Source organism: Streptomyces sp. NPDC094147 (genome assembly GCF_044764265.1).
Classification (GTDB): domain Bacteria; phylum Actinomycetota; class Actinomycetes; order Streptomycetales; family Streptomycetaceae; genus Streptomyces.
On record NZ_JBIWHT010000005.1, the window covers coordinates 24,345 to 36,279 of the forward strand.

The 11,935-nt window shown below is 72.5% G+C and carries 8 protein-coding genes; 5 read left to right on the forward strand and 3 right to left on the reverse strand.

Translation table 11 applies throughout. The annotated features are described in order from the left end of the window. Positions 1-31 precede the first annotated feature (31 nt). Positions 32-757, reverse strand: a complete 726-nt coding sequence (hemQ, locus tag ACIQ8J_RS10790) for a hydrogen peroxide-dependent heme synthase (protein WP_403271032.1) — start codon at positions 755-757, stop codon at positions 32-34. 4 nt (positions 758-761) lie between these two features. Then, complete coding sequence (gene hemG, locus ACIQ8J_RS10795; protein WP_403271029.1) at positions 762-2,234, reverse strand: protoporphyrinogen oxidase; 1,473 nt, start codon at positions 2,232-2,234, stop codon at positions 762-764. A 149-nt stretch (positions 2,235-2,383) separates the two neighbouring features. Between hemG and ACIQ8J_RS10800 the strand changes: the two genes are divergently transcribed. After that, entirely contained in the window at positions 2,384-3,754 is a 1,371-nt protein-coding gene (locus tag ACIQ8J_RS10800) for an FAD-dependent oxidoreductase (RefSeq protein ID WP_403271026.1), read from the forward strand. Between the two features lie 28 nt (positions 3,755-3,782). On the opposite strand, the gene hemE is transcribed toward ACIQ8J_RS10800, so the two are convergent. Beyond that, positions 3,783-4,850, reverse strand: a complete 1,068-nt coding sequence (gene hemE / locus ACIQ8J_RS10805) for a uroporphyrinogen decarboxylase (protein WP_403271023.1) — start codon at positions 4,848-4,850, stop codon at positions 3,783-3,785. A gap of 91 nt (positions 4,851-4,941) precedes the next feature. Here hemE and ACIQ8J_RS10810 point away from each other — a divergent pair, with 91 nt between their 5' ends. The 4 genes from ACIQ8J_RS10810 to ACIQ8J_RS10825 all read left to right on the forward strand — a co-directional run bounded on the left by ACIQ8J_RS10810 (position 4,942) and on the right by ACIQ8J_RS10825 (position 11,633). After that, entirely contained in the window at positions 4,942-5,595 is a 654-nt protein-coding gene (locus ACIQ8J_RS10810) for a DUF3000 domain-containing protein (protein WP_403271020.1), read from the forward strand. A gap of 243 nt (positions 5,596-5,838) precedes the next feature. After that, entirely contained in the window at positions 5,839-6,501 is a 663-nt protein-coding gene (locus tag ACIQ8J_RS10815) for a response regulator transcription factor (protein ID WP_329462527.1), read from the forward strand. A gap of 78 nt (positions 6,502-6,579) precedes the next feature. After that, positions 6,580-7,863 (forward strand): HRDC domain-containing protein, encoded by a 1,284-nt coding sequence (locus tag ACIQ8J_RS10820; protein ID WP_403271017.1) that lies wholly within the window; start codon positions 6,580-6,582, stop codon positions 7,861-7,863. Between the two features lie 149 nt (positions 7,864-8,012). Beyond that, positions 8,013-11,633, forward strand: a complete 3,621-nt coding sequence (locus ACIQ8J_RS10825; RefSeq protein WP_403271014.1) for a beta-galactosidase — start codon at positions 8,013-8,015, stop codon at positions 11,631-11,633. Positions 11,634-11,935 lie beyond the last annotated feature (302 nt).

Here is an 11,935-nt window from a genome sequence, read left to right on the forward strand (position 1 = left end):
GCGTGGCGCGGACCCCGGTCACCTGGTCTTTCTAGGCCAGTCCCGCAACCAGGTCGGCGACGCTCTTGCGGCGGCCCGTGTAGAACGGGACCTCCTCGCGGACGTGCATGCGGGCCTCGGAGGCGCGCAGATGGCGCATGAGGTCGACGATGCGGTGCAGTTCGTCGGCCTCGAAGGCGAGCAGCCACTCGTAGTCGCCGAGCGAGAACGAGGCGACCGTGTTGGCCCGCACGTCCGGGTAGCCGCGGGCCATCTTGCCGTGGTCGGCGAGCATCCGGCGGCGGTCCTCGTCCGGCAGCAGGTACCAGTCGTAGGAGCGCACGAACGGGTACACCGACACGTAGTCGCGCGGGTTCTCGTCGGCGAGGAACGCCGGGATGTGCGCCTTGTTGAACTCGGCGGGCCGGTGCAGCGCCATGTTCGACCAGACCGGCTCAAGCGCGCGGCCCAGCTTGGTGCGGCGGAACAGGTTGTAGGCGCTCTGGAGCTCGTCGGAGGTCTCCGCGTGCCACCAGATCATGATGTCGGCGTCCGCGCGCAGACCCGACAGGTCGTAGGTGCCGCGGACGGTGATGTCCTTGGCGGCGAGCTGGTCGAACAGCTCCTGGACCTCGTCGGCGTAACCGGCGCGGTCCGTGTCCTCGGAAGGAAGCACGTCTCGCAGCTTGAAGACAGACCACAGGGTGTAGCGGATGACCTCGTTGAGGTCCTTCGCCTTCTTCCCCGCGTTGGGAATCTTTTCCGGAGCAGCACTCATGTGGCTATTGTCCCGCGTCACTGCGGGTGTTCTGCGCCAGGGTCGACGTGGCGATGATCTCGTCCGCGGCCCGCTGGGCGCTCGCGATGCACGCGGGGATGCCCACGCCGTCGTACGCCGCGCCGCAGACCCGCAGGCCGGGCAGCTTGGCGACCTCCGCGCGGACCCGGGCGACCTTGGCGAGATGGCCCACCGGATACTGCGGAAGTCCGCCGATCCAGCGGGTCACTTCGGTCGCGACGGGCTTCGCCGACAGGCCGACGGCCTCGCCGAGGTCACCGAGCGACACGTCCACGAGGTCGGCGTCGTCCCAGCCGAGGTGCTCCTCCTCGCCGTAGCGGCCGATCGAGGTGCGCAGCACGAAGAGGTCCGAGGCGCGGTCGCTGACCCACTTCCACTTGTACGAGGAGAACGTGGAGGCCTTGATGGTGCGGCCGTCGACCGGCGGCACCAGGAAGCCGGACCGCTCGTCGAGCCCGGCCAGATCGCCCCGCCGGAAGGCGAGGGTGACCAGCGCCATCGAGGCGTACTCGACCTCGGACAGCTCGGCGGCGGCGACCGGGGACTCGGCGGCGAGCAGCGCGGAGGCGGCCCAGGCGGGGGCCGAGAGGACCACGCCGTCGGCCGCGATCAGTTCGGTGTCGGTACGGATCTGCCAGCCGCAGCCATCTTCGCGGCGACAGCCGCTCCGGTGGAGCCGGTGATCGCACCGGAGTGTCAGGGCGAGCACCGGGGTGTCGGTGCGGATCTCGCCGCCCGCGGCCCGTACGGCGTCGGCGATGGCGCCGGGCAGGGTGCCGATGCCGCCGTCGAGGCCCGCGAAGACCGGCCCGGTCTGCTGGTTGGCGGCGGCCTTGGCCTGGATGTCCTGGACGCCGTCGAGGAGCGAGCCGTGGCTGCGGGCCGCCTCGAAGAGCTGGGGGACGGCGGCCCGCATCGAGATCTTGTAGGCGTCGCCCGCGTACACACCGCCGAGCAGCGGCTCCACCAGGCGGTCGACGACCTCGCGGCCGACCCGCTTGGCGACGAACTCGCCGACGCCGATGTCCTCGCCGACCTCGGTCGGGGGGAGTTCGCGGTCCTGCGCGATGCGGGCCAGGCCCTCGGCGGACAGGATGTCGTGCAGGGCCTCGGGGTGCGCGGGGACGCCCATCACATGGCCCTTGGGCATCGGTCGCAGCGCGCCCCGGGTCCAGATGGAGGCGGTGGCGGTCGCGGGCGCCTGGAGCCGGTCGCCGAGGCCGACGGCGCGGGCCAGTGCCACGCCCTCGGGGCGGCGGGCCAGCATCGACTCGGCGCCGAGGTCGACGGGCGCGCCCGCGATCTGTCCGGCGAGCAGCTTGCCGCCGAGCGTCGTGGTGGCTTCGAGCAGGGTCACGCGGGCGCCGGCCCCGAGCAGCCGGTGGGCCGCGGCGAGTCCGGAGACACCGCCTCCGACGACGACGATGTGCGGGGCGCTGGTGACGGCGTTGTCCATGCCCCCACTGTCTCAGACCCCCTCGGCGCGCGGTCCGCCCCCACCCCCGTCTCCGCGAACGGGAATTCCCCGCTCCCCCGGTACGTATGTTCCCCAGAGAAGGCGGAACCCGGGCTGGACTCAGCGGACTTCAGAAATGGAGGCACCCCATGGCGGCGGAGCGACTGGTGGTCATCGGCGGTGATGCGGCGGGCATGTCCGCCGCATCACAGGCCCGCAGGCTCAAGGGCCCCGAGGAGCTGGAGATCGTCGCCTTCGAGCGCTCCTGCTTCACCTCCTACTCGGCCTGCGGAATCCCGTACTGGGTGGGCGGCGACGTACCGGACCACGACGAGCTGATCGCCCGCACGCCCGAGGAGCACCGGGCGCGCGGGATCGATCTGCGGATGCGTACGGAGGTGACGGAGCTGGACGTCGCGGGCCGCCGGGTGCGGGCCCGCGATCTCGAATCCGGCGTCGACGCGTGGACCTCGTACGACAAGCTCGTCATCGCGACCGGGGCGCGTCCGGTGCGGCCCGCGCTGCCGGGGATCGACGCGCCGGGCGTGCACGGGGTGCACACCATCGACGACGGCGGGGCGCTGCTCGACAGCCTGGCGGCCGCCGGGGGCCGCAGCGCGGTGGTGGTGGGCGGCGGCTACATCGGCATCGAGATGGCGGAGGCGCTGCTCAGCCTGAACTTCGAGGTGACGCTGCTGACCCGCGGCGCCGAGCCCATGCACTCGCTCGACCCGGACATGGGCCGCCTGGTCGCGCGGGCGATGGAGGGGTCCGGGATCCGGGTGGTCACCGGCGCCGAGGTCACCAAGGTGCTCACCGCGGAGTCGGGCCGGGTGCGGGCGGTGGCGACGGAGTCCGCCGAGTACCCGGCGGACGTGGTGGTGCTCGGTCTGGGCGTGGCCCCCAACACGGAACTCGCCCGCGCGGCCGGGCTGCCGCTCGGGGAGTCGGGCGGGCTGCTCACGGACACCTCGATGCGGGTGCGCGGCCACGAGGACATCTGGGCGGGCGGCGACTGCGTGGAGGTCCTCGACCTGGTGTCGGGCCGCGGGCGCCACATCGCGCTCGGTACGCACGCGAACAAGCACGGCCAGGTCATCGGCTCCAACGCGGGCGGCGGCTATGCCACGTTCCCGGGCGTCGTCGGCACGGCCGTCACCAAGGTCTGCGAGACGGAGATCGCGCGCACCGGACTCCTGGAGAAGGAGGCGCGCGAGGAGGGCCTCCAGTACGTCACGGCGACCATCGAGTCGACCAACACCGCCGGCTACTACCCGGGCGCGGCCGCGATGACGGTGAAGATGCTGGCCGAGCGGCGCACCGGGCGGCTGCTCGGCGTGCAGATCGTGGGCCGCGAGGGCGCGGCGAAGCGGATCGACGTGGCGGCGGTCGCGCTGACGGCCCGGATGACGGTGGACCAGCTCGTCGCCCTGGACCTCGGGTACGCCCCGCCCTTCTCGCCGGTGTGGGACCCGATCCTGGTGGCGGCGCGCAAGGCGGTGGCGGCGGTGCGGGGTTAGGGGGTGGCCGGCCCCGCACCACCGGGGGTCAGCGGGCGGTCTGCTCGTGGACGTACGCGACGAGCCGCGTCAGCGCGTCCGGGTCCATCGACGGCAGCACCCCGTGGCCCAGGTTGAAGATGTGGCCCTCCAGACCGGCGGCCGCATCCAGCACCTCGCGGGTCTTCGCCTCGACGGCCGCGGTCGGGGCGAACAGGACCGCCGGGTCGAGGTTGCCCTGGAGCGCCTTGCCGGGGCCGACCCGGCGGGCCGCCTCGTCCAGCGGGACGCGCCAGTCGACGCCGACGACGTCCGCGCCGGCCTCGCCCATCAGGCCGAGCAGTTCGCCGGTGCCGACGCCGAAGTGGATGCGCGGCACGCCGTAGGAGGCGACCGCGTCGAAGACCTTCGCCGAGGCGGGCAGCACCGAGCGCCGGTAGTCGGCGGGGGCGAGCGCGCCCACCCAGGAGTCGAAGAGCTGGACGGCCGAGGCGCCGGCCTCGATCTGGACCTTGAGGAAGGCGGCGGTGATCTCGGCGAGGCGGTCGAGCAGGTCGGCCCAGAGCTCGGGGGCGCCGTACATCATGGCCTTGGTGTTCTCGTGGTTGCGGGACGGGCCGCCCTCCACGAGGTAGCTGGCGAGCGTGAACGGCGCGCCCGCGAAGCCGATCAGCGGCGTGGCGCCGAGCTCGCCGGTCAGCATGCCGATCGCCTCGGTGACGTAGTGGACGTCCTCGGGGGTCAGATCGCGCAGCCGGGCCAGGTCCGCCCGGGTGCGGATCGGGTCGGCGACGACCGGGCCGACGCCCGGCTTGATGTCCAGGTCGAGGCCGATGGCCTTGAGCGGGACCACGATGTCGCTGAAGTAGATGGCGGCGTCGACCTTGTGACGGCGCACCGGCTGGAGCGTGATCTCCGTGACGAGCTCCGGCCGCATGCACGACTCCAGCATCCCGATGCCCTCGCGCACCTTCAGGTACTCCGGCAGTGAACGCCCGGCCTGGCGCATGAACCAGACCGGCGTGTGCGGGACGGCTTCCCGCCTGCACGCCTTGAGGAACGCGGAATCGTGCGTCTTGCTGTTCGGCTGGCCCACAGGGCGGTCGTTGGCGCTCACGCCCAGAATCTTCGCATGTACCGGCAAGCGGCCGCCCCGGGCCGGGTGTCCCTACCGGCGCCGGGCGCCCGTTCCGCCTAGTCTTCCCCGCATGGCTGCCGCTCAGGGACGAACTTCGGATGGCGCTGACGGCAGGGACGCCGCGGACGGGACGACCGTTCCGTACGCCTTCCGTCAGGCCGTCGACGCACTGCGGACGGCGCGGCTGCGCCCCGAGATCGAGGTGGACGAGACGCGTCCGCCGCAGCGCCTGGCTCCGCACGCGTACGCGGTGGAGGCGGCGGTGGTCGAGGGCGAGGAGGACCTGGCCGACGGCCGGCTCGTGCTGCTGCACGACCCCGCCGGGCACGACGCCTGGCAGGGCGCCTTCCGCCTGGTCACCCTCGTACGGGCCGAGCTGGAGCCGGAGATGGCGGCCGATCCGCTGCTGCCCGAGGTCTGCTGGTCGTGGCTGACCGGCGCGCTGGACGCTCGCGGCCTTTCGTACGGGGAGGCGAGCGGCACGGTCACCCGGGCCGGCTCGCACTACTTCGGCGGGCTCGCCGAGCGCCGTCCGGCCACCCAGATCGAGATCCGGGCGTCGTGGACGCCGCGCGAGGGTCTGGGCGGCGTGCCGGACACGGCGGGCCACCTCGCGGCCTGGTGCGATCTGCTGTGCCAGATCGCCGGCCTGCCCCCGGCTTCGGGGCCGACCGAGGCGGGCAGCGGCGTGGTCACCCTGCCGCAGCGCCGCGACCCCCGCTGACGGCCCCTCTCGCGCGCCCCGCCCGTGGTGGGGCGCGGACCCGTTCCGCGGGCACCGCGCGGCCCGCCGGGCACTCGACCATCGATCACCCGTCCGATTTGCCCTAAATGTTTCTCACCAAATCGTGATCATTCTCTAAAGGCGGAGGGGTTTGATGCCGAAGAGGCTTGTGACCCTAACTGCACGGTTCGCCCCGGCTTCATCCCCGAGCCGGCTTCGTCCCGCACCTTTCCAGGAGGCCTGGTGTCCGTTCTTCTTGAGCAGCCCGCAAGCCTGGTCGCCTACCGCCCGAACAAGCCGACGGCCATGGTCGTCGTTGCCGACCCCCGAGTCCGCTCCACCGTGACCCGTCACCTGTGGGCACTCGGAGTACGTGACGTCATCGAGGCGTCGTCCATCGCGGAGGCCCGTCCCCGCGTCGGCAATCCGCGCGACATCTGCGTTGCCGACGTCCACCTGCCCGACGGTTCCGGGCTGACCCTGCTGTCCGAGACCCGCGCGGCGGGCTGGCCCAACGGCCTGGCCCTGTCCGCGGCCGATGACATCGGCGCCGTGCGCAACGCCCTGGCGGGCGGCGTGAAGGGCTATGTCGTCACCGGCACCCGCACCAACGTCGGGCACCCCAGCCGCCCCGGCGCCGCCCCCATCGGCGCCGCGGCCGCCCGTATGCACCGCCGCCCCCCGGGTGCCCCGAGCCACCCGGGCGGCTACCGCGAGCTCTCCGGCCGCGAGGTCGAGGTGCTCCGACTGGTCGCGGAGGGCCAGTCGAACAAGGCGATCGGCGTCTCGATGGGCCTGTCCGCACTGACCGTCAAGTCCCATCTCGCCCGGATCGCACGCAAGCTCGGCACGGGTGACCGCGCCGGGATGGTGGCCGTGGCGCTGCGTACCGGAATCATCCACTGACTGGTTTACGACCCTCGTGCGCCCGTCGACGGAACGTTCCGTCGACGGGCGCCGTGCATACACAGATACCCTTGACCGGTGACCGACGCCCATAAGACCGCAGCAGAGACAGCACTGCGAACCACCGGGGGCGCTCCCCCGGACGACGTCGACAAGGCGCCGATTCCCTTGCTGGAGCCCCGAGAGGGCATTCCCCCCGTAGTTGCCACCGACGAAGCGCTGGCCGAAGTGGTCGCCGCCTTCGCGGCCGGCACCGGCCCCGTCGCCGTCGACGCCGAGCGCGCGTCCGGCTACCGCTACGGGCAGCGCGCCTATCTGGTGCAACTGCGCCGCGAGGGCGCGGGCAGCGCGCTCATCGACCCGGTCGGCTGTCCTGATCTCTCCGCTCTCGGGGAGGTACTTTCGGACACCGAGTGGATCCTGCACGCCGCGACCCAGGACCTTCCCTGCCTGCGCGAAATAGGCATGGTCCCCTCCCGGCTCTTCGACACCGAGCTCGCCGGGCGGCTCGCGGGCTTCCCCCGCGTCGGTCTCGGCGCGATGGTCGAGAGCGTGCTCGGGTACGCGCTGGAGAAGGGCCACTCCGCGGTCGACTGGTCGACCCGGCCGCTGCCCGAACCCTGGCTGCGCTACGCGGCCCTCGACGTGGAGCTCCTGGTCGATCTGCGCGACGCACTGGAGAAGGAGCTCGACCGGCAGGGCAAGCTGGAGTGGGCCCGCGAGGAGTTCGACGCGATCGCCTCGGCGCCGCCCGCGCCGCCCCGCAAGGACCCCTGGCGCCGCACCTCGGGCATGCACAAGGTGCGCAGGCGCCGTCAGATGGCCGCCGTACGGGAACTGTGGACGGCCCGGGACCGGATCGCGCAGCGGCGTGACGTCTCGCCGGGCAAGGTGCTGAGCGACTCCGCGATCATCGAGGCCTCGCTCGCGCTGCCGGTCAACGTGAACGCGCTGACGGGTCTGCCCGGCTTCGGGCACCGGATGGGCCGGCGTCAGCTGGAGCAGTGGCAGGCGGCCATCGACCGGGCGAAGGCGCTGCCGGACGCGGAACTGCCGCAGCCCGGCCAGCCGTTGCAGGGCCCGCCGCCGCCGCGTTCCTGGGCGGACAAGGACCCGGCCGCCGCGGCCCGGCTCTCGGCGGCCCGCGCCGCGGTCTCGGAGCTCGCCGAGCGGCTGAACATGCCGCAGGAGAACCTGATCACCCCGGACACCGTGCGCCGGGTCTGCTGGGAGCCGCCGGGCAACCGCTCGGAGGCCGCCGTGGCCGAGGCCCTCGCCTCGCACGGGGCCAGGCGCTGGCAGATCGAGCAGGTGACGCCACTGCTCGCGGCGGCGCTCATGGACGCCCCGGCGAAGTCCTGACCGGCTGAGCGGGTCGGGCCCGCGGCACACCACCTGTCGCCGCGGGCCCGAATTCCCCAAGACCGGACCATATCCAACAGCCTCGAACAGCTTTAGGCTGTGCGCCGCATCAGATTCTTTCAGTGCCCCCGCACCTCGGAAGGAATGACATGCGCACGCCAATCAGACGGGCGGCTCTCGCGGTCACCACAGCGGTCACCACCGTGCTCGCCCTGGGCGCCGCCGGCCTCACCGCCGCCGCGCCCGCCGCTCAGGCCCGCCCGCACCCTCCGGCCGCGGCCCACACCGTCGGCCACGACGACCACGCCTTCACCATCGACGGCAAGCCGCTGTCCATCTGGTCGGGCGAGTTCCACTACTGGCGGCTGCCCAGCCCCGACGCCTGGCGGGACGTCCTGCAGAAGATGAAGGCGGGCGGCTTCAACGCGGCCTCCGTCTACTTCGACTGGGACTTCCACTCCCCCAAGCCCGGCGTGTACGACTTCACGGGCGTCCGGGACGTCGACCGGCTGCTCGACATCGCGCGGGAGGTGGGGATCTACGTCATCGCCCGCCCCGGCCCGTACATCAACGCCGAGACCGACGGCGGCGGCTTCCCCGGCTGGCTGGTCACCCAGAAGGGCAAGGCCCGCACCACCGCGCCGGACTATCTGGCGGCCGCCGACGAATGGCTCTCGAAGATCGACCCGATCCTCGCCCGCCACCAGCTCACCAACGGCACGGGCACGGTCATCGCCTACCAGGTCGAGAACGAGTACTACCAGGACACCACCGACGGCCACGCGTACATCAAGCACCTGGTCGACAAGGCGCGCGCGGACGGCATCACGGTCCCGCTGACCGGCAACCACAACGGCGTGTTCGCCAGGGAACTCGACATCGACGGGACCGACTCCTACCCGCAGGGCTTCAACTGCTCCAGCCCCGACACCTGGCACGGGCTGCCCGATCTGTCCGGTGCGAAGAAGCCCGGCCAACCGCTGTTTCTGGCCGAATTCCAGGGCGGCTCCTTCGACCCGTGGGGCGGAGCCGGCTTCGACAAGTGCCGGCAGCTCACGAACGGCGACTTCGAGAAGGCCGCGTACGAGAACAACATCGCCTCGGGCGCCACGATGCAGAACTTCTACATGGCCTACGGCGGCACCTCCTGGGGCTGGCTGCCCTCGCCCGGCGCGGTCTACAGCTCCTACGACTACGGCGCGCCGATCCGCGAGGACCGGCAGCTCGGCGAGAAGTACCTGGTCGACAAGCGGCTCGGCTACCTCGTGCAGTCGGTAGCGCCGCTGACGAAGACCGAGAGCGTGACGCAGGGCGCGCCCGACAACGCGTCCGTACTGCGCCGCGACCGGCGCAACCCCGACGACGGCACCGGAATCACGGTCGTCCGGCACAAGGACGTCAACAACAAGGCGAAGGACACCACCCACCTCGCGCTCGGCGGGTACCCGTCGGTGCCGCAGGAGCCCGGCACGGCGCTGACGGTCGACGGCCGCGACTCGAAGCTGCTGGTCTCCAACTACGTGATGGACCACCAGCAGTTGAGGTACTCGACGTCCGAGATCATGACGCACGGGACGTTCGGGGCGCGGGACGTGGCGCTGCTGTACGGGCGGCACGGGCAGGACGGCGAGAGCGTGCTGCGGTACGGCGCCCGGCCCGGCGTGCGGGTGCTGAGCGGGCAGGTGAAGCAGACGTGGGACGCGGCGAGCGGCGATCTGCGGCTCAACTACCGCCACGACGGCCTGGCCCAGGTCCTCGTCACCCCCGCCGACGGCTCAACTCCCTTGCTCCTGCTGCTTGCTGACGATGCGACAGCCGACACGTACTGGCGGCTGGACACCCCGCAGGGGCCGGTCCTGGCGAGCGGTCCCGAGCTGCTGAGGGCGGCCTCGTACGACAAGGGTGTACTGAAGCTCACCGGCGACACCGACAGGGCGGCCTCGCTGCACGTCCTGACCGGCGCGCCCGCGACCTCCGTCAGCTGGAACGGCCGGCCGGCGCCCGGAGCGCTCGACACGACGGGCAGCGCGCTCGACGGGCCGAAGGCGGTCTCCCTTCCCGCACTGGGCAGTTGGAAGGTCCAGCGGGAGACTCCGGAGGCGGCGGCCGGGTTCGACGACGCCGCGTGGCGGGCCGCCGACAAGCCGGTGCTCTCGGCGGACGACTACGGCTTCCACGCCGGGTCGGTCTGGTACCGGGGCCACTTCACCGCCGCCGGATCGGAGTCCGGGGTCCGGGTCAACGCCAGTACGGGGCGCGGCGGTTCGTATCTGGTGTGGCTGAACGGCACGTATCTGGGCAGTTCCGGCGACGCGACCCATCTGTTCGCCGTGCCGGGCGGGGTGCTGAAGGCGGGCCGGGACAATGTCCTCGCGGTGCTCGCCGCGGACATGGCGCACGAACAGGACTGGTCGGCGAACGACGGCCACAAGCAGCCGCGCGGTCTGACCGCGGTGCGGCTCGTGGGCTCGGCGAAGCAGATCGGCTGGCGCATCCAGGGCGCGCTCGGCGGGGAAGACCTCGTCGACCCGGTGCGCGGTCCGCTCAACACCGGTGGCCTGTACGGAGAACGGCAGGGCATGCACCTGCCGGGCTACCCGGACAGCGGCTGGTCCGCCACGTCGCTGCCGGACACCCGGACGGGCGCCGCCGGGGTCTCCTGGTACCGCACCGGCTTCGACCTCGACCTGCCGCAGGGCGCGGACGTACCGCTCGGGCTGACGTTCTCGGACGACAGGACGAAGCACTACCGGGCGCTGGTGTACGTCAACGGCTGGATGACCGGGCTGTACGTGAACGGCCTCGGCCCGCAGAAGTCCTTCCCCGTGCAGCCCGGCATGCTGCGCACCCACGGCCGCAACACCGTGGCCATCGCCGTGATCGGCGAGGACGCGGCCGGGGACGGGCTCGGCAGGGTGACCCTCGACGCGTACGGGAACCACAGGACGCCGCTGCGGTACGGGGACATCGCCTCGCCGGGCTGGTCGGCGGCGAACCACGACCCGCGGGCGGGCGCCGATGTGCGGATCGCGGCGCCGGACACGATCGCGCGCGGCGGCACGGGCGAGGTGACCGCGTCCTTCGCGCCGCGCCGGACCACGGCCCGGGACACCTCGCTCACGCTGCGGCTTCCGCAGGGGTGGACGGCCACACCTGCGGTCACCCAGCCGCTCGGGGACGTACGGGCCGGGCACACCGTGACGCGTACCTGGAAGGTGACGGCGGCGGGCGGGGGTCAGCCGTGGTCGGCGGTGCTGTCGGCGGCGGCCGGGTACCGGGGCGGCTCGGCGTCCGCCGCGGTGGACGTGGCCTCTCCGCCCCCGGCGCCGGGGGCCGGACCGCACGACCTCGCCGATCTCGACTTCACCGCGACGAACGGGTGGGGGCCGGTGGAGCGCAACACGTCCAACGGCGAGGACGCGGCCGGTGACGGGCGTCCGATGTCGATCGCGGGCGTCCCGTACGCGAAGGGGCTCGGCGTGCATGCCGATGGCGACGTGACGGTGTTCCTGGGCGGGGCGTGCTCGCGCTTCACGGCGTCGGTCGGGGTGGACGACGAGACGCGCGGCGGCGGTTCGGTCGCCTTCTCGGTCCTGGCGGACGGCAGACAGGTCGCGACGACGCCGGTGCTGCGGGGCGGACAGGCCGCTGTCGCACTGGCGGCGGACGTGACCGGCGCGCAGGTCGTCGACCTGGTGGTGGGCGACGGCGGCGACGGGAACGCGCTGGACCACGGGGACTGGGCGAACGCGCAACTGACCTGCGGCTAGCCACTGGGGCTCCGCCCCAGACCCCGCTCCTCAAACGCCGGAGGGGCTGGAATTTGCCGCCGAGCCGCACATCCAGCCGTCCGACATTGCTGAGCGTCACATCCAGCCGTCCGGCGTTTGAGGACTGGGGGGTCAGGGGGCGAAGCCCCCAAGGGGGTGCAGGGGGCAGAGCCCCCGCGGGGGCTGGGGCGCAAGCCCCAGGAGGGGGAACCGGAGTGTGACGTTCGCCGCTCCCGCCCAGGGGACTGGGCAGTTTGGTTACCCGCAAGTAGCATGGGCGGAGTGAGCGCGCGCTCAGCCGT

Excerpts from the sequence above, each read along its gene's own strand:
- hemQ (WP_403271032.1), bottom strand. The coding sequence starts at position 757 with ATGAGTGCTGCTCCGGAAAAGATTCCCAACGCGGGGAAGAAGGCGAAG.
- hemG (WP_403271029.1), bottom strand. The coding sequence starts at position 2,234 with ATGGACAACGCCGTCACCAGCGCCCCGCACATCGTCGTCGTCGGAGGC.
- ACIQ8J_RS10800 (WP_403271026.1), top strand. The coding sequence starts at position 2,384 with ATGGCGGCGGAGCGACTGGTGGTCATCGGCGGTGATGCGGCGGGCATG.
- ACIQ8J_RS10810 (WP_403271020.1), top strand. The coding sequence starts at position 4,942 with ATGGCTGCCGCTCAGGGACGAACTTCGGATGGCGCTGACGGCAGGGAC.
- ACIQ8J_RS10825 (WP_403271014.1), top strand. The coding sequence starts at position 8,013 with ATGCGCACGCCAATCAGACGGGCGGCTCTCGCGGTCACCACAGCGGTC.